Genomic DNA, 22,785 nt, shown 5'->3' with positions numbered 1-22,785 from the left:
TGATTGAGCGGTGCGGCGCGCAAAGCAAGGTGATCTGGAGGGTGGGAAAGGCTGCGCGGATTGGCTAAGTTTCTCAGCGCGGCAGCTTTGTTTGGCGGCTGTTGTTTAGCTCGATCTAGGTTGGAATTTTTTCCGGTACGCCGCCGGCAGCAGCCCGACGCGCTGTTGGAAGAGCCGGCGAAATGAGTTGCTGTCTTCGTAGCCCACTTTGAAGGTGATGCTGTCGAGGCTCATCCGGGTGGATTCGAGCAGCTGCTTGGCCTTTTCCAAACGCAGGGTTTGCAGATAGGCCAAAGGCGTGTAACCCGTCGCCTCCTTGAAACGCCGCTTGAAGTTCCTGATCCCGAAGCCAAATTGCTGGGCCAGTGGGTCGATCAGCACGGGTTGATCGAAATGCTCATCCAACCAATTTTGCACCCGCAGGATCTCAGCATCGCCATGGCTCTTGGGCATTGACCAGAGCACATAGGCCGACTGCTCGCTGCGCACATTGTCGATCAACAGGTAGCGGCTACACATCTGCGCCAGCTCTAGGGACGCGAAGCGGCGGATGATGTGCAGCAGCAGGTCCATGGCCGCGCTCGCGCCGCCGCTGGTAATCAGGCGATTGTCCTCGCAGAGGATCTGGCTCTCATCCAGTTGCACATCCGGATAGCGGCGCCGAAACAGCTCGGCAAAGGCCCAGTGGGTGGTGGCCCGGGTACCGGCCAGCAAACCGGATTCGGCGAGCATAAAGGCCGCCGTGCACATTGAGGCTACCACCGCCCCTTGGGCGTGCTGGCGCTGCAGCCATAGGCTGTAGCGTGGAAAGCCAGGCAACACGTCCCGCAGGGTGAAGATAAAACCTGGGATCAGCACCAGATCAGTTCGCCCAATCGCGTCGATGGCGCAGCCGGCCTGCAGGGTCTGCCCGCCCAGCGAAGAGACATCACTGCCGTCGAGAGACGCGGTGACCACCTCAAACAACGGCTGCTCAGTGCCGGCGAACAGGTTGGCCGCACTGAGTATTTCCAGGGCCATGGTGGCACTGGCGGCGGAACACTGGTCAGCGAGCAGAAGGGTTACGTGCATAAAGACGCCACTTGCAGTTATCGCATGGATAAAGTCATTTCTGCATGTACCTTAACTTACTTGGCTGCCATAAAGTGCGGCGGACTACTTATCTGCCGAGGCACTTATGAATCTCTGGTTCCGTCTGCTACTCATGCTCCTTCGTCGTCCGTGGCGCAAACCCATGGATGGTTTGGCGACCACCGTCATCCGTATGCGCGTGTGGCCGCTTGATCTGGACTTCAACCGACACGTCACCAATGGCCGCTATTTCACCCTGGCCGACGTAGGACGCATGGACTATGTGTTGAAAACCGGCGCATTCCGGGTCGCCCTTCGGCACAAAGCCATCCCCATCGTTGGTGATACCTGGGGCAAGTTCCGCCGCGAACTAAAACTGTTCGAGGCCTTTGAAATTCACACCCGGATGCTCGGTTGGGACGCTAAATGGAGCTTCGTCGAGCATCGCTTTGTGAGCCAAGGGCGGGTCGTCGGTACGGTAGTGATCCGTGGCCTGTTCCGCTCTGCCAAAGGCACACTCGCGCCCAGTGAGTTCGCCCGTGCGCTGGGGCTGGACGAGCAATCGCCGGTCATGCCGCAGTGGCTAACGGAGTGGGCGCAAAGCTGCGACAACCTGAGCCTGCAGCTGCGCGCGGAGGAAGAAGGGCTGGCAAGCTGACCACAGGCCATTCTTGCGCGGGCCTGCACCAGTCAATTTTGCAGGCTGGCGCGCGGGTTCTTTTTGCGTTTGCGCGCATGGGCGCTGGCCGCCGCCACTTTCACTAGCTTCTGAAAAGTCGGGCATTCGGCGTGGCTCGGGGCCGGGCAGGCGGCCGCATGACGTAGTCCGTTGCTCATGGCTTGCAGCCGCTGGATAGTCGCATCGAGCTCATCGGCCTTGGCCGCGAGCATCTGCCGATCAATAGCCGGCGCTCCGCCGGGGGCGAACATCGAGCGTATTTCATCCAGGCTGAACCCGGCCGACTGCGCCAGTGCAATCAGCGCCAGCTGATCGAGGATCTGCGGCGCAAAGCTGCGCCGCTCACCCTGGCGACCGAGCGAAACGATCAGCCCCTTTTCCTCGTAGAAGCGCAGCGCCGATGCCGGCAAACCGGAGCGTTTGGCTACCTCAGCGATATCCATAAAACACCTCTTGACCTCAAGTTGACTTTAACTTGTAGAGTCGTTCAGAACCCCTAAGCGGTCAACCTGAACGAGGTCCTTATGAGCCAACTATTACAAGACCTGACCCTAACTGCCGGCATCGGCATTGGCGCCACGATGGTTATGGACGCCTGGCTGATGCTGCTGAAATATCGCGGCGTGCCAACACTGAACTTTGCCTTTATCGGCCGCTGGGTCGGCCACCTGCTGCGCGGCAAACTGGCCCATCCAGCCATCGCCAAGGCGCAACCGATCAAGGCTGAACTGGCGCTGGGCTGGCTGATGCACTACGCCACCGGCATCGCCTTTGCCGGCCTGCTGCTGGCCATCCAAGGCACGGACTGGGCCTTGCACCCGACCCTGCTGCCCGCGCTGCTGCTTGGCGTTGGCACGGTCGTCATCCCCTTGCTGCTGATTCAGCCCGCCATGGGCGCGGGCTTCGCCTCAGCCAAGACGCCAACCCCACTGCAGAACTGCGGCAAAAGCCTGCTCAACCACGCCGTGTTTGGTCTGGGCCTGTACCTGAGCGCCGTGCTGATCGCCGGGTTGCTGCGCTGAGCACGGCCCGCCCCGCGAGGCTCCCTAGTGATTACCCTTAATCTGGAGTACCAGCCATGAAAAAAATTGCCGTCATCTACCACAGCGCCCAAGGGCATACCGGACACATCGCCAGCATGATTGCCGAGGGCGCCCGTAGCGTGGCCAATAGCGAGGTTTACCTGCTGAAGGCCGAGGATCTGGCCAGCGCGCCAAATGAACTGCTCAAGTTCGACGGTTACATCCTCGGTTCCCCGACTTATCTGGGCGGTGTCTCGGCCCAGGTCAAGGCATTCATGGACGCCACCGGCGGACTGTGGCGCAACCAGCAACTGCTCGGGCGACTGGCAGCGGGCTTTACGGTGTCGGCGCTGCCGGCCGGTGACAAGCAGTCGACGCTGCTGTCGATGTTCGTGTTCTGCATGCAGCACGGCATGCTCTGGGTCGGGAATCCGATTCTGCCGGAGCAGCACCAGGGCGTGCCCTACGACGAAGCGGCGAACCGCCTCGGCTCCTGGTCGGGGCTGATGGCTCAGGCGGAAAAGTCCTCATCCGCCGACTCCTTTGCGCCCGGCGATATCAAGACCGCGCGGATGTTCGGCAAAAACTTCGCCGAAACCCTGCAACGTCTGCACTGCAGTAGCCCGCTCAAACAGAGCCTGGAGGTGGTCAGATGATCGCCAGAAAATACAGCCCGCTGCTCTTCGCCCTGATTCTCTCGGGGCTGATGTCGCTGCTGGTCGCCGGCATATCCACCTTCCGCGTCACGGGCCCGACCCTCAACTTCGCCAGCCTGTGGCTCGGCGCCTGGCTGACCGCCTGGTTGTTCGCGTTTCCGGCGGTACTGCTGATCGCCCCACTGACTCGGCGAGCGGTAGAGCGGCTGATTGAGCCGCAATAGGGCTGCGGACTGCGCCACCAGCCTGAACCTCGCTAGCGCGCAACATAGCGGCGCTACCGGCCTGCACTTGCCTCAGTCGTGAGTCACGCCGGAGCGTTTGAGCAGTTGCTTGCAGCGCCCGGACAGGTTCAACACCCGCAGGTGCTTGCCGGCCTTGGCGTAACGCTCGCGCAGGGTTTTCAAGGTGGCGATGGCCGAGTAGTCAACGAAGCTCAGGTGGCGACAGTCGAGAGTCACTTGAGCGGGGTCGTTGGCGGGGTCGAACTGATTGAGAAACGGCGTGGTCGAGGCGAAGAACAGCGTGCCGTGCAGGCAGTAAAGCTTGCTGCCATCGGCCTGCAGATGACTGTCGGCATACAGCTCGCGGGCCTGCTGCCAGGCGAAGTTGAGCGCGGCGATGACAATCCCGCAGAACACCGCGGTGGCCAGGTCGGTGAACACGGTGATGCTGGTCACCGCGATAATCACCAGCACATCGTTGCGCGGCACCTTGTGCAGCACCCGCAGCGAGGCCCAGGCGAAGGTCTGTTGCGCCACCACGAACATCACCCCAACCAGCGCGGCGAGCGGAATGCGCTCGATCAACGGCGAGAGAAACAGCACGAACAGCAGAATCATCACCCCGGCGACCACGCCAGACAGCCGGCCACGACCGCCGGAACTGAGGTTGATCACGGTCTGCCCGATCATCGCGCAGCCGCCCATGCCGCCGAACAGCCCGGAGACCATATTGGCCGCCCCAAGGGTCACGCACTCACGGTCCGGGTAGCCACGGCTCTCGGTGATTTCATCGGTCAGATTGAGCGTCAGCAGGGTTTCCAACAGACCGACCAAGGCCATCAATATCGCGTAGGGCGCCACGATGCGCAGGGTTTCCAGCGTCCAGGGCAGCTGCGGCAGAGCAAACTCAGGCAGGCCACCGGAAATCTGCGCCATGTCGCCCAGGGTGCGGGTTGGCAGGCCGAGCAGGTACACCGCCAGCCCCACGCCGAGGATCGCCACCAACGCCGGCGGCACGCTGCGGGTCAGACGCGGCAGCAGATAAACGATGGCCATGGTCAGCGCCACTAAGCCGAACATCAGATACAGCGCGTTACCGCTCAGCCAGGCCTCGCCATCCCTGAAGTGCTCCAGCTGGGCCAGGGCGATGATGATCGCCAGGCCGTTGACGAAGCCGAGCATCACCGAGTGCGGCACCATGCGGATCAGTTTACCCAGCCGCAGCAGACCGAAGGCAATCATCAGCAATCCGCCCAGCAGCACGGTGGCGAGCAAATACTGCACGCCGTGCTGCACCACCAGCGCGACTATCACCACCGCCATAGATCCAGCCGCGCCGGAAACCATGCCCGGCCGCCCGCCGAACAGGGCGGTCAGGGTGCAGATGATAAAGGCGCCGTAGAGCCCCATCAGCGGATTGAGGTGAGCCACCAGGGCGAAGGCGATGCACTCGGGTACCAGCGCAAACGAGGTGGTGAGTCCGGCCAGGACATCGGCGCGCAGACGTTTTACTTTCATGTGATACCTAAGCGGCAGACCGGCAAAACCGGTCCGCAGAGCGTGCGGGAAACGAGGGCTGCGGATGTTACGCAATTGCGGGGCGGGCCGGCCAATTATTGGCTAGCGGCAAGCCTTGGGCCTGGATCTTTGTCCTGCGGGAAATACTGCGCGGTTTGCCACGCTGAGTTAAAAGCCAGGTAGGTGGACGAGGTTTTTTGTCCACCCGCTTCTGAGGTTGGCAACGCAGGGGCGCCGGCGGTTGAGTTGCAAGTGGGCTAACTGAGATTGGCCCTAACGTGACAGTCATGACAGGCTACTGTCGGCCAAGAGCGGGCATTCAGAAAGGTTTACAAAAGGAGTGACGATTCACTCACTAGGTCCACCAAGCCCGGCCACTACGGTCACAACAAAATCTGTTCTTGAAACGAGCGAAATATTATATCCCGAGCGATGCTGCTGACATAAACTGAAGCCACATCTGATTCAGCCACCTTTCACGGTACCGATGAGACATCGCAGAAATCCAAGTTAAAACATAACAAATTATATATTAAAACAGTGTTTGTTTATAAGGGAATAAATATGTCAAAGCGCATGGTTGTTTTTAATCACAAGGGCGGAGTAAGCAAAACCACTACAGTTTACAACCTTGGATGGATGCTATCAAAAAAATACAAGGTTCTTGTAGTAGATGCCGATGCACAATGCAATCTAACAAGCTTAGTTTTGGGTGACGACTTCGAAAAATACTACACTGACGATCAAACACGACTACATAACATTAAGGACGGCGTGGCCATGGCCTTTCAAGGCAAGCCGCATCCAATTACAGCGGTAAACTGCTTTAGCCCTCAAAAAGCCCCCTCCCTTTATCTCTTGGCTGGCCACGCAAATCTTTCCGAATATGACGCTTCTTTAACTTTCGCCCAAACCTCTAATAATGCACTTTCCACCCTTCAAAACTTGCCCGGCGCATTTTCTGAATTACTTCGCCTAACTGAAGAAAAATATTCAATTGACTACACCATTATCGACCTTAACCCAAGCTTGAGTGCTACAAACCAAAATCTGTTTCTTTCTGCACATGCATTCATAATCCCTACTAATCCTGATCCATTTTCCATCATGGCAATCAGCACGCTGAAGTCTACTTTACCTCGATGGGCCGAGTGGAAACGTACTGCAGTTCAGCTTTTTTCTGATTCAGCCTATCCTTTACTTCCGGGTCTACCGAAGTTTTCTGGTAGTCTGATACAGAGATTTAACATCCGAAACGGTAAGGCTGCGCGGCCTTACCGGGACAACATTGAAGAAATAAAAGAATCGCTTTGCGGGAGCTTCTATGAAGCAATATCTACCGCAGGGATGGTTTTTACACCTGAGCAATATGGTCCAGACTTGATAGAAAGCAGATATTGCCTAGCTGAAGTTCCAGATTTTCAGGGTTTATTGCCTAAAGCTCATCAGGCTGGCGTTCCCGTCTTCGAAGTGACAGATGCCGATATCGCAGAGACCGGACCAGTACTGGCGCAACTGAAAGAAAAGCGCACACTATTCAACTCACACTTTGAGGACATTTCAAATAAGATAGTGAGCTTGCTTAAGTATGCGTAACGCACTTACGCTATTTAACGAAAATATCAATAGCGCTCGCCACGCTGGAGCGCTTTACGACTATTTGATTTTATCCGTTACTGTGCCTGCTTCATTTGAAGACCTACTACGCTCACAGGTAGTATATGCAGTAAGCGCATTCGACAAGCTTATTCACGACCTTGTGCGCATCGGTATGATTGAGATTTTTACAGGGCTTCGCCCTCCCACGCCAAAGTATTTGGCTGAACCAATTTCAATCCAGATTCATAGTGACTTAATCAGTGCATCTATACCGCCAAAAGAGCATATCTTTGAACAGGCTATTTTTCGAAAACTTAAAATTGTCTCATATCAAGATCCAGCCAAAGTGGCTGACGGGTTAAGCTATATCTGGGATGAGGGCCAGAAATGGCAGAAAATCTCCGAAAAAATGACACAGCCAGATAATGTTGTTCGAACCACGCTGAAACTCATAGCTGATAGAAGAAATACAATAGTTCATGAGGCTGACATTGACCCTATCACGAATGAAAAGCTCAGCATTACCAAAGTCGAATGCGAAGAACTAACCAGCTTTCTACATAGATGCGGCAACGAAATAGCCAAGCTGGTAACCCGATAAAAATTAAAGCCTGCCGAAATGCAGGCTTTTTTATTCTTCACAGAGAAAAAATTAAATTGCTTTCTGAACTGTCCTTAACTTTAAAGCCCCACCCAGCTTGACCGCTGTTAGACGGACGCAGCCCCTAGATAAGCGCCTGCTTCTGGCCGGCTCTGCCTATAGCCAACGGCAACTATGGGTCGATAACCGCCATTCAACCAACATCTAAAACCTGACGTCAACCGCCCTACCCCTTGGCCCTACCCTTCGAAAAAACCGCAACTACTTGGTCTTCAACCCGCCTGCCGGCTGCTGGTGGCTGCCGTCGCAATAGGGCAGGCGCTGGGATTTGCCGCAGCGGCAGAGCAGCAGATACTGGGCACGGGCGATAGTCAGGCGCAGGCCTTGTGGGCAATCGGTGGGGCAATTTTGGAGTTGGCCCGAGTGGGCGCAGGTGTAAGGTTGCGCATCGAAGAAAACCGCCAGAGCTGCTGACTGTATGAGTCAAAAACCATCATCGCGTATTTGAATGAGCGTTTCGCTAGCACCTAAAAAACTGCGCCAGAGCTAAGCCCTGGCGCAGTTGTTGTTACAGTCCTACGTGATGCTTATTTGATGCTTACTTAACAAAATAGCGGCCCCAACGCTCGACGTTGCGTACCGACTGTTTGGCCGAACGCCCTTGCGCAGCCGTCCCGGCGGCGGCGATTTCATCGTCGATGATTTTGGTCGACAACGACAGCCAGCTGGTGGCGAACGCCATGGCGTCACCATGCAACTCCAACGAATCGCTGTTGATGTTGCTCATGTTGTCGCAAGCCGCGTGGTAGCAAGGGTCGAACGGCTGATTGGCAGCACCGCCGAACTTTTGCGCTTGCTCTTCGCTCTTCAGGTCTTCGGCGCCGGTAAACAGACCGCCAAAGGCAATACCCTCTTCGAAGAACTGCGCATAGTCGGAACGGAAGTCGATCTCGGTACCCTCGGCTGGCTTGCCGCGCAGGTTGAAGTAAGCCCCCAGCACGCGTTCGATGGCAGCCGAGCCAGGCGGGCCTTGCAGACCGAAGTCCGAACCGTCGCCGTCATAGATAAAGTTGCCGAAGTTCGGCGAACCTATCATGTCGAAGTTCAGATATGCCTTGATCCGCTTCTTCTCCGCAGCGGGCAACTGGCTGGCGTAGAAAGTGGAACCGACCAAACCCGACTCTTCCGCGCCCCACCAGGCGAAACGCACCTTATTGAGCGGGTGAGCCTTGCTCATCAGCACCGCCATCTCCAGCACTGCGGCACTGCCCGAACCGTTGTCATTGATGCCAGCGCCTTCGCCCACCGAATCCAGGTGCGCACCGACCATCACCACATTGTTGGGGTTGCCGCGACGGGTCTCGGCGATCACGTTATGGGTTTCGGTACGGCGACGCTCCACGTCAGCCACCATGCGCACCTGCAAGCCCGCAGTCTGGGCCCAGCCGGCGCCCAGCGCATAGGTGCCGAACAGCACCGGAATACCGCCGGCATAGGTATCGCTCAGGGTCGCGTTCATCAACCCCATGCGATCCTCGGCATTGCCCTGATTGAACAGGACCACACCCACTGCGCCCGCTGCGGCGGCGTTCTCGGCCTTCTGCTGAAAGTTGCAGGTACCGCGCTGGATCAAGGCGATCGAGCCAGCGGGGAAGGCGGCGAAATCTTCCACTTCGCAACCACTGCTGGAGGTATTGCCTGCACCGAGCGCCAGATCGACCGGCACCACGGCGGCACTTACATCACCGGCTTCGGTTTGCGACAGGTAAGTGAAGTCCTCATCCCAGATGTAGTTGGCCGGTACCGGCGCGAGCGCGCTGAGCGTACCCGGCCCCTTGGGTTCGTAAGACGTGAAAGGAAATGCCTGAATGGTTACGCGATAACCGGCACGCTCGAGGGTGCTGCGCACGTAATCGAGCGAAGCCTGATAGCCCGGCTGCGCGGCCGCCCGATTGCCGTCATTCATGGTGGCGATATCTTGCAACTTCTGCAGCCGGATCAGCACATTGCTGGCCTGCATGCAGCGTGGCAAAACCAGTGGTGTGCCCACCAATAGCGGCGATTTACAGGCCGAAAGACTCGGCTTGCCAGGGCTCCAATAATCATTGAAGCGCTGGCTTTCATCGGGTGAGGCGGCAAGCGTGGCGGTGGAAGCGGCTAGAGCGAGAGAACCAACAACCCTACGAATATTGTTTTTCTTTTTCATCGAAAATCATCCTTGGATAAATGTTGTTGTAAACAGGCCGTCTGGCAGATGCCATCGCCCCCTACCGCTTTCAGCGGACGTGGCCATAAGTACTTGACTCACGCACGATCGTTTCGTTCTGTAGAGAGTGCAAAAAACAACCCTTTATTGACGACTTTCTTGACCAACTGCTCAAGGCTATAAAGTCGTCGCCAGATCGCTCAGATTCGTCGCACTGACATAATCCAAATGCCAATTTTCAAGCTATGAGCAGCCGAAACTGGTCGGGATCTAAACGGAAAAAGGCGACGGAAAAGGGGGCGGATCTATATTTCCACGGCCTGACCCTCAGCTCTTGGCTGCGGATTCAAGCAACATCCAAAACCTGACGCCAACCGCCCTACCCCTTGGCCCTTGGCCCTTACCCCTTGGCAAAAAACCGCAACCACTTGGCCTTCAACCCCAGTGCCGGTGGTTGGTGGCTGCCGTCGCAATAAGGTAGGCGCTTGGATTTGCCACAGCGGCAGAGCAGCAGATGCTGGGCACGGGTGATGGTCAGGCGCAGGCCTTGTGGGCAATCGGTGGGGCAATCGGGGAGTTGGCCCGAGCGGGCACAGATGCACAGATGCAAGGTTGCGCCGGGGAGAACCTGGCGCACCTCGGGGTGGCGGGGGTCAGCTAAACGAGTAACAACCGGGGCCGCTGACTTATCCATCGGCGGCCCCGTGTTTGATCGATAGCTCGATCAATCCACCCAGACGCGGGCGTTGCGGAACATCCGCAGCCAGCCGGCATCTTCCTGCCACTCATCCGGCTGCCAGGAGTTTTGCACGGCGCGGAACACCCGCTCCGGGTGCGGCATCATGATGCTCACACGGCCATCGCGGCTGGTCAGGCCGGTAATGCCACGGGGCGAGCCGTTGGGGTTGGCCGGGTAGGCTTCGGTGACCTTGCCGTAGTTGTCGACAAAGCGCATCGACACGCAACCGGACAGGTCGGCTTCGAGCAAGGCCTCTTCGCTTTCGAACTCGGCATGGCCCTCACCGTGGGCGATGGCGATGGGCATGCGGGTGCCGGCCATGCCGCGCAGGAAGATCGACGCCGATTCTTGCACCTGGACCATGGCCACCCGCGCCTCGAACTGCTCGGACTTGTTGCGCACGAAGTGCGGCCAGAACTCGCTGCCGGGGATCAGCTCGTGCAGATTGCTCATCATCTGGCAGCCGTTGCACACGCCCAGAGCGAAGCTGTCTTTGCGCTCGAAGAAGGCTTGAAAGGCGTCCCGCGCACGGCTGTTGAACAGGATCGACTTGGCCCAGCCTTCGCCGGCACCCAGCACGTCGCCGTAGGAAAAACCGCCGCAGGCTACCAGGCCTTTGAACTGCTCCAGATCGACGCGGCCGGCGAGGATATCGCTCATGTGCACGTCAATCGCCGAGAAGCCGGCGCGGTCGAAGGCCGCGGCCATTTCCACCTGACCGTTGACGCCCTGCTCACGCAGCACGGCGATTTGCGGACGCACACCCTTCTTGATGTGCGGCGCGCTGATGTTTTCATTCACATCGAAGCTGAGCTTAATGCTCAGGCCCGGATTGTCTTCATCCAGCAAGGCGTCGAATTCTTGCTCGGCACCCGCGGCGTTATCACGCAGCTTCTGGATCTGGTAGCTGGTCTCGCTCCACTGGCGTTGCAGCAGGCGGCGTTGCTCGGCGAACACCGACTCACCGTTAAAGCTGATGGCCACTTCGCTGCCATTCACCGGCCGGCCGATGACTGCCACGCAGTCGCCCAAACCGGCGGCGCTGAACTGCGCCAACACCTCAGGGGTGGCGTCTTGGCGCACCTGAATCACCGCGCCCAACTCTTCGTTGAACAATACGGCGTTCAGCTCGCTGCTGTTGTCAGCCAGCCCGTCGAGGTACAGGTCTAAGCCGCAGTGGCCGGCGAAGGCCATTTCCACCGCCGCCACCAGCAAGCCACCGTCGGAGCGGTCGTGGTAGGCCAGCAGCAGGCCGTCGGCATTCAGGCCCTGGATCACCGCGAAGAAGGCTTTCAGGTCGGAGGCCGAGTCCAGGTCCGGCGCTTGGCGACCGAGCTGGCCGTACACCTGGGCCAGGATCGAGGCGCCCATGCGGTTCTGGCCACGGCCCAGGTCGATCAGAATCAGGTCGGTTTCGCCCTTGTCCAGCCGCAGTTGCGGGGTCAGGGTCTGACGTACATCCACCACCGGGGCAAAGCCGGTGACGATCAGCGACAGCGGCGAGGTCACGCTCTTATCCACGCCCTCATCGTTCCAGCGGGTTTGCATCGACATCGAGTCTTTGCCGACCGGGATGGTGATGCCCAGCTCCGGGCACAGCTGCATGCCGACCGCTTGCACTGTGTCGTACAGGCGCGCGTCTTCACCCGGATGACCGGCGGCGGACATCCAGTTGGCCGACAATTTGATGTCGGCGATTTTCTCGATGCGCGCGGCGGCGATGTTGGTCAGGGTTTCACCGATGGCCATGCGCCCGGACGCCGGGGCGTCGAGCAAAGCCAGCGGAGTGCGCTCGCCCATGGCCATGGCTTCACCGAAGTAGCCGTCGAAATCGCTGCAGGTCACCGCGCAATCGGCCACCGGCACTTGCCAAGGGCCGACCATCTGATCACGGGCCACAAGCCCTGTGATGCTGCGATCACCAATGGTGATCAAAAAGCTTTTGCTGGCCACGGCCGGGTGATGCAATACGCGGGTGACCGCTTCGCTGAGCTCAACGCTCGCGGCGGCAAAGTCATCGCCCAACTCGGCTTCGCGAGTGGCCGAACGGTGCATGCGCGGCGCCTTGCCGAGCAAGACTTCCAGCGGCATGTCCACGGCGTTGTTGCCAAAGTGGCTGTCGGTGACGGTCAGCTGTGGCTCGGCAGTCGCCTCGCCGACCACTGCGAACGGGCAACGCTCGCGCTCACAAATGGCTTTGAAGCGTTCAAAATCGGCCGGGCCGACCGCCATCACATAGCGTTCTTGCGACTCGTTGCTCCAGATTTCCAGCGGGGCCATGCCCGGCTCGTCATTGGGTACCGCGCGCAGTTCGAAGCGCCCGCCACGGCCGCCGTCATTCACCAACTCGGGGAAGGCGTTGGACAAACCGCCGGCGCCGACGTCATGGATAAAGCTGATCGGGTTCTGCTCGCCGAGCTGCCAGCAACGGTCGATGACCTCCTGGCAGCGGCGCTCCATTTCCGGGTTTTCCCGCTGTACCGAGGCAAAATCCAAATCCGCTGAACTGGTGCCGGTGGCCATCGATGAAGCGGCGCCGCCGCCCAGACCAATCAGCATGGCCGGGCCGCCCAGCACGATCAGCTTGGAGCCAACGATAATTTCGGCCTTTTGTACGTGCTCGGCGCGGATGTTGCCCATGCCGCCGGCCAACATGATCGGCTTGTGATAACCGCGCACTTCATCGCCGTGCGGGGTTTGAATCTTCAGCTCAAAGGTGCGGAAGTAGCCGGTCAGCGCCGGACGGCCGAACTCGTTGTTAAACGCCGCGCCGCCCAGCGGGCCTTCGACCATGATATCCAGCGCGGTAACGATGCGCTCGGGCTTGCCGTACGGCACTTCCCACGGCTGTTCGAAACCCGGAATCTGCAGGTTGGACACGGTAAAACCGGTCAAGCCCGCCTTGGGCTTGGCACCGCGACCGGTGGCGCCCTCGTCGCGAATCTCACCGCCGGAACCGGTGGCGGCACCCGGGAATGGCGCTATGGCGGTTGGGTGGTTGTGGGTTTCGACCTTCATCAGAATATGGATCGGCTCTTCAACCGCCGCGTATTCGCGAGTCTCCGAATTGGGGAAGAAGCGCCCCGCCACCGAACCGACTATCACTGCGGCGTTGTCTTTATAGGCCGACAGCACCCCTTCGCCGTGCATCTGGAAGGTGTTTTTGATCATGCCAAACAGCGATTTATCTTGGCTCTGACCGTCGATATCCCAGCTGGCATTGAAGATTTTATGCCGGCAGTGCTCGGAGTTGGCCTGGGCGAACATCATCAGCTCGATGTCGTGGGGGTTGCGCCCCAGGTCATTGAAGCTGGTCACCAGGTAGTCGATTTCATCTTCGGCCAGGGCCAGGCCCAAGCTGGCGTTGGCCTGCTCAAGGGCGGCGCGGCCACCCGCGAGGATGTCGATCACGGTCAGGGGTTTGGGTTGTGCGTGACTAAACAGACCGGCGGCTTGCTCGAGGTTGTCGAGTACCAACTGGGTCATGCGGTCGTGCAGGCTGGCGGCGATCAGTTCGGCATCGGCTTCGGTAAAATCGCCGGCCACGTAGTAGGCAATGCCACGTTCCAGACGCTGGATTTTGGCCAGACCACAGTTGCGGGCAATGTCGCTGGCCTTGCTCGACCAGGGTGAAATAGTGCCGAAACGCGGCAGCACCAAAAATAGCCGACCAGCGGGCTCTTGTACCGGCACGCTCGGGCCGTACTTGAGCAGGCGCGCGAGCACCGTCTCCTCTTCGCCGGTCAACACACCGGTGACCTCGGCAAAATGGGCAAACTCGGCGTACACACCGCTGATGGCGGGGACCTTGAGGGTCAGTTGCTCGAGTAACTTGCCGTGGCGGAAGGCAGAAAGGGCAGGAGCGCCGCGCAGGATCAACATCTTCGGGACAGCCTCGGGAAGGGAGAATGCGTTGAACCGGCTCAAAATCGGCGCCAGCGCAGCGGATTTTGAGCAGATTCTTAAGGCCGAGCATTCTAGCCTAAAGCGCCTGTCAGGGCACCCGCCGCACGTTAGGGTCTGTTGCCGTTTCATCGCGAGCCGCGTTGCCGCGAGAAATGGCAACAGACCCTAAGCGGATTGCGCAGCGCAGCTAGCAGAGAAGCGCGCGACTGTCGAGATATGGCGACCCCAATGCTTTGCGTATACTGCGCCAATGCTTGCCCAAACGTTGTTCCGCTCGCGCTGCTGCCAATGGCTGACAGCGACCGGCTTCCTCCTGCTGCTCAGTGGCTGTGGTGTTGATGATGTTCAACCCACCACCCTTGAGCGGGTCAAGGCGGATGGCGTGCTGCGCGTGGTCACCCGTAACAGCCCCGCCACTTACTTCCAGGATCGCAACGGCGAAACCGGCTTTGAGTACGAACTGGTCAAGCGCTTCGCCGAAGACTTGGGCGTTGAGCTGAAAATCGAAACCGCCGACAACCTCGACGATCTGTTCAATCGCCTCAACGCTAAAGACGGCCCCGTCCTGGGCGCCGCCGGGCTGGTGATCAGCCCCGGCCGCCAAGCCCGCGCCAACTTCTCCCACGCCTATATGGATGTCACCCCGCAGGTTATTTACCGCCACGGCGCGGGACGCCCAAGCAGCGTCGACGATCTGCTCGGCAAACATATAGTGGTGCTCAAGGGCAGCAGCCACGCCGAACAACTGGCCGCGCTGAAGCTGCAATACCCCCAACTGAGTTACGAAGAGTCCGACGCCGAAGAGGTGGTCGACTTGCTGCGCATGGTCGACGAAGGGCAAGTCGATCTGACCCTGGTCGACTCCAACGAGCTGGCGATGAACCAGGTGTACTTCCCCAACGTGCGGGTCGGCTTCGACCTTGGCGATGCCACCCGCGTTGGCTGGGCCGCGGCGCCGGGGGAAGACCACAGCCTGCAGGATGAAGCCAACGCCTTTCTCGACACAGCTAAGGAAAATGGCACCCTGCAACGCCTGAAAGAGCGCTATTACGGCCACGTCGACGTGCTTGGCTATGTCGGCGCCTACACCTTTGCCAAGCACCTGCAAGAGCGCTTGCCGCGCTACGAGCAGCACTTCCAACAAGCCGCCAAACCGCTGCAACTGGACTGGCGCCTGCTGGCGGCCATGGGTTATCAGGAGTCGCTGTGGCAACCGGACGCCACCTCGAAAACCGGCGTGCGCGGCTTGATGATGCTGACGCAAAACACCGCGCAAGCCATGGGTGTGGTCAACCGTTTGGATGCCAAACAAAGCATTCGCGGCGGCGCCAAATACATCGCGCAGATCAAACAAGAACTGCCCGAAAGCCTGCTCGAACCGGATCGCACCTGGTTCGCCCTGGCCGCCTACAACATCGGCGGCGCGCATCTTGAGGACGCGCGCAAGCTGGCCAAGGCCGAAGGGCTGAACCCCGACAAGTGGCTGGACGTGAAGAAGATGCTGCCGCGCCTGGCGCAGAAAAAATGGTTCAGCAAGACCCGTTACGGCTATGCCCGTGGCGGCGAGACCGTGCACTTTGTGCAAAACATCCGCCGCTACTACGACATCCTCACCTGGGTCACTCAGCCACAACTGGAAGACCGCCAGATCGCCGACAACAACCTGCACCTGCCGGGCATCAACAAAACCCCGCCGGCGGAAGTGCTAGCGCCGCTGTAGCTCACGTCTTTGTAGGCTGGGTTGAAGCCCACCCTACACGCCGCCCCACCAATCTCAGCCCTGCTGGCGACGTGCTTTGAAAAAGGCACTGAGGGCCGCGCTGCACTCATCCGCCAGCACCCCGCCTTCCACCAACACCCGATGATTGAGAAAACCCTGGGTGAAAAACTCGCCACGGCTGTGCACCACCCCAGCCTTGGGTTCGCTGGCACCAAACACCACCCGGGCGATCCGCCCATGCACGATCAGGCCGGCGCACATGCTGCAGGGTTCCAGCGTCACATACAGGGTGCTGCCCGGCAGGCGGTAATTGGCCAGCGTCTTGGCCGCGTCGCGGATGGCGACCATCTCGGCATGGGCGCTGGGGTCATGGGTGCTGATCGGGCAATTGAAACCACGACCAATCACTTCACCGTCTTGCACCAGCAAGGCGCCCACCGGCACTTCGCCAAGGGCGGCGCCGGCTGCCGCCAAGGCCAGGGCCTCGCGCATAAAGTGCTGGTCCTGGCTGCGGTCGATAATTTGCGGTTTTTTCATCAGTTCAACCCGCCACTTCAATCGCCGCCATCAAGCCGGTTTCCATATGGTCGATGACGTGGCAATGGAACATCCAACTGCCCGGATTATCCGCCACCAGGGCGATGCGCGCGCTTTCGTTTTTGCCCAGCAAGTAGGTGTCGGTGAAGTAGGGAATCACCTTGTGGCGATTGGACGACAACACCTTAAAGCTCATGCCGTGCAGATGAATCGGGTGCTGGTACTGGGCCATATTGCGCAGCTCGAAGACATAGCTCTTGCCCAGCTGCAACGTGGCGATGGGCTTGTCGGCACAGTTTTTGTCGTTAATGTCCCAGGCCTCGCCATTGATCTGCCAGTAACTGCGCGGCGCGCCATTGGCGGTGTTTTCCGACAGGCTACCGACCCATTCAAAGCTAAAGCGCAGGGTTTCGGCACTGGCCAAATCCGGTTCACTGATCGGGTTGGCCGGCAGCGCCGGTGGCCACTCGCTGCCACCGGCAACCAGCGGCTGATCAGCGGCGCGCAAAGTCGCCAGTCGTACCGGGCCATTGCGCAGAGCTAGCTCAGTGCCGGCGACCGGCACTTTCAAGGCCAAATCGATGCGCATGCCTGGGCCCAACCAATAGTCTTTACCCAGTGGGCGTGGCTCTACCGGGTTGCCATCCAGGGCATAGATCTGCACCTCGGCATCCGGCAAGTTCAGGCGATAGGTCAGGGTGTTATCGACATTCAGCAAACGCAGGCGCACCACCTGCCCGGCCGGTAAATCGAGGGTCGGCGCATGCACGCCATTGATGCTCGACAAACGCCCCGGCGTGCCCCCGCGGGCGGCCTCGCGGGGGATGCTGAACGCGCCGAATGCGCCCTGCTCATCCACATGCCAGTTCTTCAGGCACAGAGTGCGCTCATGCACGAAGCCACTGGGCTCACGCTCCTCAACTATCAACGGGCCGACCAGGCCGCGGCCCAGCTGCTCGCTGCTGGTGATATGCGGGTGATACCAAAAACTGCCGGCATCCGGCACTTGGAATTGATAGTCAAAATACTCGCCGGGCAACACCGGCAACTGCGAAACATAAGGCACGCCATCCATCGCCAACGGCAACCGAATGCCGTGCCAGTGGATGGTGGAGGCTATCGGCAGATGATTGATAAAACGCACCCGCAGCCAGTCGCCCTGCCGCACCCGCAACTCCATGCCCGGCGCCTGTCCGCCATAAGCCCAGGCAGGCGTCTGATAACCAGGTACCAGCTCAAGATCCAGGGGGGCGGCGATCAGCTCATAATCATGAGTATTACCCGCCCGTGGCCGGCCCAACCAATAACGCACACCACCGGCGCCGAGGCCAACCGCACTGAGACCGACCAAGCCGGCGAGAATTTGTCTGCGGGTAAAAGACATAAGGTTTCCCATAGCCCGGACGCCATCCGGGAAGACGCCAGTCCGGAACATCTCCGGGCGGACAATTGCGATATCTTCTCATTCAAAAGCCAGACAAGGCGAGCCTGGCCGGCGGACCGATTGCCGCAGGGCTGAAACGACCAGGGCGCTCAACGGCGCAAGGCAAATTCTGCAGCGTCCTCAGCGCCATAGACCTCCGCGTCAAGCAGGCGCTCATAGATCGTCATCGCACGAGTTTTGATCTCTATTGGTGAGCGCTGAAGTGCAATCACAAGCCCGATAAATTCGCCGTCGTACAACCCTCCAACGGTTCTTTCTGGCGATGTACGTGCAAGCTCAGTTGCAGCTTCTGCGATTTCAAGCACCAGCATTTCAAAGCCTGGATAAAGCAACAGGTGCTGAAGCGAGCGTACAAATAGACGCGCCATCGACTCTTTGAGCAGATCAATATTGACTGCAACAGAAGCCAGCAGGGCTCGCGTCATCTCATCGGGAGGTAATTGCTCTCCACGATCTACAGCTGTAGATAGAGCATGAGCCTCGAACCCACTGACAATGCTGGCGACAGCAATGAGGTAGGAGTGCGAGCGCCTTCGGATATCGAGATCAGGCTCACTCCATCCCGCAGCAGCGGCAAACAACACGCCGGACCTGGCGAAAATATCACTACCTGCCATCACCGCTTCGACTATCTCGCCCATACCACCAGCAGCAGCGCTATCGACAATCACGCTAGCCGCAGAGAACTCACCACCGATTTGTCTGAGCTTATGATCGCTATGACTGAGCCAAAAGTTAACTATCTCCTGCTGTAGGCTCGTACACATGCGAGCACGTAGGCGCCACAACGATTGGACTACAGCAGCATCCTCAAACGCCGCCGGAAATTTCCGCCAGACCGCCTCAATCAGCCCCCCTACTCTTGCGGCGTCCGCCCACCAGAGCACATGCGACCTGTACATTAGGATCGCACTCCAAACCTCTGGATCTTCAGGATGAGTAACATGTAGCTCTAACTCCGCAAGCCAACCATCATAACCCACACCATCACGGTGGACATATCCTGCGGTGATCGCTGACAGCAGCGTGAAATTGCACTGAGGGAGAGCACGCATTCCACCACCTCGGCCAAATATCATGGACTCAGGGCGCTGATCTGGTTTCTCATTCCGCTCGCGATTGGACCTGCTTTGCTCGGCATGACGCGCTGTTTCAGCGGCCAACACATTGGGATCACGCTGCAGCCAGCTACGAAGCAGTTTGATGTCGTGATCTTCAAGACCCTTCATGCGCTTTGCGAGTTCCGTCATAGCACTGGCAGCATCGTGGCAGAAATCGTTCGAAGAGAAACCGCGGGCATGAAGATCCAAAATCAACGCCTTAAGCATCGAGGCGTTGACCGCTTCGATTACTGACAACTCTCGAATGGCTGCGCCCACGACTTGCTCGTGCAGGCCGGATTGGAGCTGAGGAATGATACGAAGAGCGCGATCTGGAGACGATTTAGAAAGCGCGGCAAAAGCCCGAGATAACTGACTAACACCGCCTTTCAACCAATCTTTCGGATGCTCATGACGACCAGACTGGTCGTTGACTTCATTGAGCATTTTGATAATCGCATCGTCATTTGCTTTTGCCATCTGATCATGGCTCATAGGGGACTCAACTCCCCGAACCCGCATCCGACCTCGGTGCTTTGCTTGCAGTGCAGGTTTCTCGACCCTCCACTCCTCAACCTGCCTACGACGACGTGCGGCCAAACTTTGCGCTGGTAGTTCGGCCAGCAAACGCAATCTCCGCTCATCAGACCAACGAAGCAAATTCCTTCTCTGGGCAGGATCCCGCTCTTCTTGCAAGTCCTCCCTCCAAGGTTCCCAGGACTCGATATAGTCGCGGAGGCGCTCAATATCAGCGGTAGAGAGGCCAGGAATGATCTGGGCGATCAGATTGCTTGATGACCAACCACAGATCATCTGACTGACGCCCCTTTCATCGTCGAACATGTCACTACCTAGATGAAGGCGTCGCTGATCGGCGAGGAGAAACGCAAGCGCATACTCAGTAAAAGTCACCGGATTCGCCGCTAGGATGTCGGCAACCAACGACTGAACCTCGTCAACTTCTACAGCCACAACAGTGGCAAGCAAGGTGCGCGCCCCTACCGGATCAGAAACCGCTGACTCTTCGAGCGCACTCCGCAGAAGTTGCGTCAAATGCCCCTCGCCAGGGTCATCTTTCCAATCGTAGGGAATAGATATCGATTGCGGATATCGATGCCCAGGCCGACCTTCACCAACCTCTCGCGACGCCACCCCGACAAACCAAGGTAGAAGCCGTTCGGCACAATAGAGCGGTGCAGCTGCCGCAATATTTTCAACACCATAAACCTTGATGCCGTTGTGCCGATCCCCGGTCTGTGACTCCGCCCAAAATGAGATGAAATCCAAAGCAATGCAGGTATTACCATTCTCATGCAACGTCCTGGCGTAATGGGATATCGCCCAATCTGCCAACACCGTTCGACTCAATATCTTGCGGACATGAACGATTGCTCGATCAGTCGCAATACCAGAACGCTCACAGAGACTAAACACGTCTCTGTCATGTGAAGCATCCGACCAATAGCGCTCGACCAAATCCATCACTTGGCTCGAGTCCTCAACGACCTCTCGAATGAGCAACATGGTCGCATTCCAGCGATGTTGTTCATCCTGCAAAAGGAGAGGCAACAACGGCAGTAATCCTGATCGCCAGCACGGCCATCGTATCGCTACCTGCCTAAATGCCCGATTCGCAAGTGCATGATCGTTACGCGCCATCCAATCGACCCAAGCAATATCGCTTGCACTTGGATCATCAGCACTCGCCAAATAATCCGCCACAAGATGACGTAAATGTCTGCGCGTCTTGGGATTTGGAAGCAACAAGCGAATAGCCATCTCAAAAGAAGCCACATCGACCCGACGCATGTGCTCAAGGCCGCGTAAGATTGTTCCCCGCGCAAACAACCCTTCCTGTCGACTCCAAGCGTAATCAGCTAGCCCTTGTGCAGTTCGGAGCGTCTTAGCCTGGAAATCATCGAGCCAAGACTGATGACTGAAGCCGATGCTGGCATCCTCGCGGATGACGATGCCAATCGACTCGGCCCAACGCAGCATCTCGCTGTAGTCCTGATCATAGTGAGCAGCCGGCCGCCAGAGGCTCTCGTGTTGCGTCATGTCAGCTGCAAGCTGGCGCAAGAAGGCCATACACGAAACCCGCTCAGCACCTGCGGTGAGCTTCTTGTGGAGCCACCGTTCAAGTAAATTTGCAGCGGTCAGATCAGCGGGATTCAAGCCCGATTTGGCAAGATCTACATATAAACCGAGAGCAAAAGGAGTACGTAGCGTCTCTTTGAGGCTATCCGGCACCACCGTCGCGTCGATACCGAGCTCACCGAGCAGCGCGGATACCCGCTCAAACGGAGGCTGGGAAAGTAGTAACTCATCCGCACCAAGCAACATAAATCGAGCGTCGAACTTGGCCTCAAAAGGTCGCGAGGAAACGATGACATGAATTGGGAGCTTATTGCCCTCTTGCCCCTTTGCCTCCTGCAACCGTGACGCAAGACGCAATAAGACCTGCATACGTTGCGAACTCTGATCCATCACTTCACTGACAGCGTCAAGCTGATCGATGATCAGTACCGCTGGGGCTTCAACCGCCAGCGAGAGAAGCTCCTGCTCGATATCGCCTGACATACCAAGATCGCGAGCGAGATCGGAGAAATCCATAATATCTGGGCTAAGCATGTCGGCTTTTATCGCCAGCACAGTCTGACCGCGAGCTTTGAGTACGCAGTAGATTTCAGCCAGAAGTGCTGACTTTCCAGTCCCTGCACCTCCGATGACCAGCGTGGAGCCTGCTGGCTGCCGATTGATCCGCTGGAGCAGATCGTCAAACTCTGGCCGCTCTATATGTTGCCCCCAAATCTTTTGAGGCCAGTCAGCCAGACCGCGTGACCCACGCGTAATGTCTTCCTCAACATCAGCTCTGGTGAATATCTGTGTGCTCTTTGAAACCAAGCCGACTGCAGCGAACCGAGCCTCAATCATGGCCTCGGCATCCTCCACAGCCACGACAAGCTGAACTTTGAAAAACTGCTGGCGGACAGCAGGAATGCGCTCCAGTAACGCGTCGAGGTCGACTGGCCTAATAAGCTCATATTTCAAGCTCTTCAGAGCCGTACCGATGCCTGGCATGACCGCCTCGATCTTCAGTGTCGAGAATGCCTCATACTTTTTAATGACGTCGGCAACCAGACCTAAAAGCTCTGCTTCATTGGCAGTTAGCCAAGTCTGTGGCGCATCGAAAAAATCGGCTGTAGTGCTGGCAGGATCCGAAGCAAGGGCAAGAATAAATCGGAAACCAGCCGGGTCTGGCATAAGCGCCGGCTCAAGCACTACATTTAGAAGGAACTTGATTACCTCACGGAGCGTGTCCGGCCGGGTGAAACCAGCCTTAACCTTTTTGCACTGAATAAGCCCAACTGGCCGTTCATCCTTCGTGAGCCAAACATCCCGCCCTTGATCAGCCCCAGTGACCATCAAGCGAACATTGCTGTACCAAGGCAACTCAGCCGCGCGCTCTTTGTAGATGCTGTACAGGAGGGTTTCAAAATCAGCATCCGCCAGAGCAAGATAATTTGCCCGATCAGGACCTGCCCGTCCCTCATCTACAGGGGAGGCATGCACAAGTGCAGATTGGGTTTCTTCATCCATAAGCGGCGTCATTCAGATCCATCCGTATCAGGCAAAATTTAGGATCACTACTTGGCACTGCCATCGCAACCCAAATATCTAACTAACGAAAATCGCCATTACCGCAGGGCAGAAACGACCAGGGCAGCTTGCGCTGCCCTGGTGGCGAATCAACCGAACGGCG

17 protein-coding genes are annotated in these 22,785 nt (G+C 58.1%); 7 read left to right on the top strand and 10 right to left on the bottom strand.

Annotated elements, in window-relative coordinates; translation table 11 throughout:
• Positions 1–105: 105 nt before the first annotated feature.
• Positions 106–1,071, bottom strand: coding sequence for a GlxA family transcriptional regulator (locus Q8R10_RS17815; RefSeq protein ID WP_305655200.1), 966 nt, complete (start codon positions 1,069–1,071; stop codon positions 106–108).
• Positions 1,072–1,177: 106 nt separating this feature from the next.
• Between Q8R10_RS17815 and Q8R10_RS17810 the strand changes: the two genes are divergently transcribed.
• Complete coding sequence (locus tag Q8R10_RS17810; RefSeq protein ID WP_305655199.1) at positions 1,178–1,729, top strand: thioesterase family protein; 552 nt, start codon at positions 1,178–1,180, stop codon at positions 1,727–1,729.
• A gap of 32 nt (positions 1,730–1,761) precedes the next feature.
• Here Q8R10_RS17810 and Q8R10_RS17805 read toward each other — a convergent pair whose 3' ends face one another.
• A complete protein-coding gene (locus Q8R10_RS17805) occupies positions 1,762–2,193 on the bottom strand; it encodes a helix-turn-helix domain-containing protein (protein WP_305655198.1) in 432 nt (143 codons plus the stop codon).
• 81 nt (positions 2,194–2,274) lie between these two features.
• Here Q8R10_RS17805 and Q8R10_RS17800 point away from each other — a divergent pair, with 81 nt between their 5' ends.
• Genes Q8R10_RS17800 through Q8R10_RS17790 form a run of 3 tightly spaced genes read left to right on the top strand, consistent with a single transcriptional unit; the run spans position 2,275 to position 3,652 of the window.
• Entirely contained in the window at positions 2,275–2,772 is a 498-nt protein-coding gene (locus tag Q8R10_RS17800) for a DUF2938 domain-containing protein (protein WP_305655197.1), read from the top strand.
• A 56-nt stretch (positions 2,773–2,828) separates the two neighbouring features.
• Positions 2,829–3,428 (top strand): flavodoxin family protein, encoded by a 600-nt coding sequence (locus Q8R10_RS17795; protein WP_305655196.1) that lies wholly within the window; start codon positions 2,829–2,831, stop codon positions 3,426–3,428.
• Complete coding sequence (locus Q8R10_RS17790) at positions 3,425–3,652, top strand: DUF2798 domain-containing protein (RefSeq protein ID WP_305655195.1); 228 nt, start codon at positions 3,425–3,427, stop codon at positions 3,650–3,652. The genes Q8R10_RS17795 and Q8R10_RS17790 overlap by 4 nt, the downstream gene beginning before the upstream one ends.
• A 72-nt stretch (positions 3,653–3,724) precedes the next feature.
• On the opposite strand, the gene Q8R10_RS17785 is transcribed toward Q8R10_RS17790, so the two are convergent.
• A complete protein-coding gene (locus Q8R10_RS17785) occupies positions 3,725–5,170 on the bottom strand; it encodes a SulP family inorganic anion transporter (RefSeq protein ID WP_305655194.1) in 1,446 nt (481 codons plus the stop codon).
• A gap of 564 nt (positions 5,171–5,734) precedes the next feature.
• On the opposite strand from Q8R10_RS17785, the gene Q8R10_RS17780 reads away from it, so the two are divergent.
• Entirely contained in the window at positions 5,735–6,766 is a 1,032-nt protein-coding gene (locus Q8R10_RS17780; RefSeq protein ID WP_305655193.1) for a ParA family protein, read from the top strand.
• Positions 6,759–7,370, top strand: coding sequence for a HEPN domain-containing protein (locus Q8R10_RS17775; protein WP_305655192.1), 612 nt, complete (start codon positions 6,759–6,761; stop codon positions 7,368–7,370). The genes Q8R10_RS17780 and Q8R10_RS17775 overlap by 8 nt, the downstream gene beginning before the upstream one ends.
• A 261-nt stretch (positions 7,371–7,631) precedes the next feature.
• Here the strand turns inward: Q8R10_RS17775 and Q8R10_RS17770 are convergent, their stop codons facing one another.
• The 4 genes from Q8R10_RS17770 to purL all read right to left on the bottom strand — a co-directional run bounded on the left by Q8R10_RS17770 (position 7,632) and on the right by purL (position 14,197).
• Positions 7,632–7,739 carry a CDGSH iron-sulfur domain-containing protein gene (locus tag Q8R10_RS17770; protein ID WP_305655214.1) on the bottom strand — a complete coding sequence of 36 codons (108 nt, stop codon included), beginning with the start codon at positions 7,737–7,739 and terminating at the stop codon, positions 7,632–7,634.
• Positions 7,740–7,968: 229 nt separating this feature from the next.
• Positions 7,969–9,576 carry a M28 family metallopeptidase gene (locus tag Q8R10_RS17765; protein ID WP_305655191.1) on the bottom strand — a complete coding sequence of 536 codons (1,608 nt, stop codon included), beginning with the start codon at positions 9,574–9,576 and terminating at the stop codon, positions 7,969–7,971.
• Between the two features lie 400 nt (positions 9,577–9,976).
• On the bottom strand, positions 9,977–10,270 hold the full coding sequence (locus Q8R10_RS17760; protein WP_305655190.1) for a CDGSH iron-sulfur domain-containing protein: 294 nt from the start codon (positions 10,268–10,270) through the stop codon (positions 9,977–9,979).
• A gap of 30 nt (positions 10,271–10,300) precedes the next feature.
• Complete coding sequence (gene purL, locus Q8R10_RS17755) at positions 10,301–14,197, bottom strand: phosphoribosylformylglycinamidine synthase (RefSeq protein WP_305655189.1); 3,897 nt, start codon at positions 14,195–14,197, stop codon at positions 10,301–10,303.
• 274 nt (positions 14,198–14,471) lie between these two features.
• Here purL and mltF point away from each other — a divergent pair, with 274 nt between their 5' ends.
• Positions 14,472–15,941: a membrane-bound lytic murein transglycosylase MltF gene (mltF, locus tag Q8R10_RS17750; protein ID WP_305655188.1), complete on the top strand. Its 1,470-nt coding sequence runs from the start codon at positions 14,472–14,474 to the stop codon at positions 15,939–15,941.
• A 54-nt stretch (positions 15,942–15,995) separates the two neighbouring features.
• Here mltF and tadA read toward each other — a convergent pair whose 3' ends face one another.
• The 3 genes from tadA to Q8R10_RS17735 form a co-directional block, all read right to left on the bottom strand.
• Positions 15,996–16,478: a tRNA adenosine(34) deaminase TadA gene (gene tadA, locus Q8R10_RS17745; protein WP_305655187.1), complete on the bottom strand. Its 483-nt coding sequence runs from the start codon at positions 16,476–16,478 to the stop codon at positions 15,996–15,998.
• A gap of 4 nt (positions 16,479–16,482) precedes the next feature.
• A complete protein-coding gene (locus Q8R10_RS17740) occupies positions 16,483–17,862 on the bottom strand; it encodes a multicopper oxidase family protein (RefSeq protein WP_305655186.1) in 1,380 nt (459 codons plus the stop codon).
• Positions 17,863–18,011: 149 nt separating this feature from the next.
• The gene (locus Q8R10_RS17735) at positions 18,012–22,622 is read right to left on the bottom strand and encodes an ATP-binding protein (protein WP_305655185.1); all 4,611 of its coding nucleotides are present in this window, start codon (positions 22,620–22,622) and stop codon (positions 18,012–18,014) included.
• Between the last annotated feature and the right edge of the window lie 163 nt (positions 22,623–22,785).

The organism is Pseudomonas sp. (assembly GCF_030698175.1).
Taxonomy (GTDB): Bacteria; Pseudomonadota; Gammaproteobacteria; order Pseudomonadales; family Pseudomonadaceae; genus Aquipseudomonas.
This window is presented reverse-complemented; position numbering and strand designations above follow the sequence as displayed.

Coding starts and splice junctions, on each gene's coding strand:
- Q8R10_RS17815 (WP_305655200.1), bottom strand. CDS start 1,071: ATGCACGTAACCCTTCTGCTCGCTGACCAGTGTTCCGCCGCCAGTGCC.
- Q8R10_RS17810 (WP_305655199.1), top strand. CDS start 1,178: ATGAATCTCTGGTTCCGTCTGCTACTCATGCTCCTTCGTCGTCCGTGG.
- Q8R10_RS17805 (WP_305655198.1), bottom strand. CDS start 2,193: ATGGATATCGCTGAGGTAGCCAAACGCTCCGGTTTGCCGGCATCGGCG.
- Q8R10_RS17800 (WP_305655197.1), top strand. CDS start 2,275: ATGAGCCAACTATTACAAGACCTGACCCTAACTGCCGGCATCGGCATT.
- Q8R10_RS17795 (WP_305655196.1), top strand. CDS start 2,829: ATGAAAAAAATTGCCGTCATCTACCACAGCGCCCAAGGGCATACCGGA.
- Q8R10_RS17790 (WP_305655195.1), top strand. CDS start 3,425: ATGATCGCCAGAAAATACAGCCCGCTGCTCTTCGCCCTGATTCTCTCG.
- Q8R10_RS17785 (WP_305655194.1), bottom strand. CDS start 5,170: ATGAAAGTAAAACGTCTGCGCGCCGATGTCCTGGCCGGACTCACCACC.
- Q8R10_RS17780 (WP_305655193.1), top strand. CDS start 5,735: ATGTCAAAGCGCATGGTTGTTTTTAATCACAAGGGCGGAGTAAGCAAA.
- Q8R10_RS17775 (WP_305655192.1), top strand. CDS start 6,759: ATGCGTAACGCACTTACGCTATTTAACGAAAATATCAATAGCGCTCGC.
- Q8R10_RS17765 (WP_305655191.1), bottom strand. CDS start 9,576: ATGAAAAAGAAAAACAATATTCGTAGGGTTGTTGGTTCTCTCGCTCTA.
- Q8R10_RS17760 (WP_305655190.1), bottom strand. CDS start 10,270: ATGGATAAGTCAGCGGCCCCGGTTGTTACTCGTTTAGCTGACCCCCGC.
- purL (WP_305655189.1), bottom strand. CDS start 14,197: ATGTTGATCCTGCGCGGCGCTCCTGCCCTTTCTGCCTTCCGCCACGGC.
- mltF (WP_305655188.1), top strand. CDS start 14,472: ATGCTTGCCCAAACGTTGTTCCGCTCGCGCTGCTGCCAATGGCTGACA.
- tadA (WP_305655187.1), bottom strand. CDS start 16,478: ATGAAAAAACCGCAAATTATCGACCGCAGCCAGGACCAGCACTTTATG.
- Q8R10_RS17740 (WP_305655186.1), bottom strand. CDS start 17,862: ATGTCTTTTACCCGCAGACAAATTCTCGCCGGCTTGGTCGGTCTCAGT.
- Q8R10_RS17735 (WP_305655185.1), bottom strand. CDS start 22,622: ATGGATGAAGAAACCCAATCTGCACTTGTGCATGCCTCCCCTGTAGAT.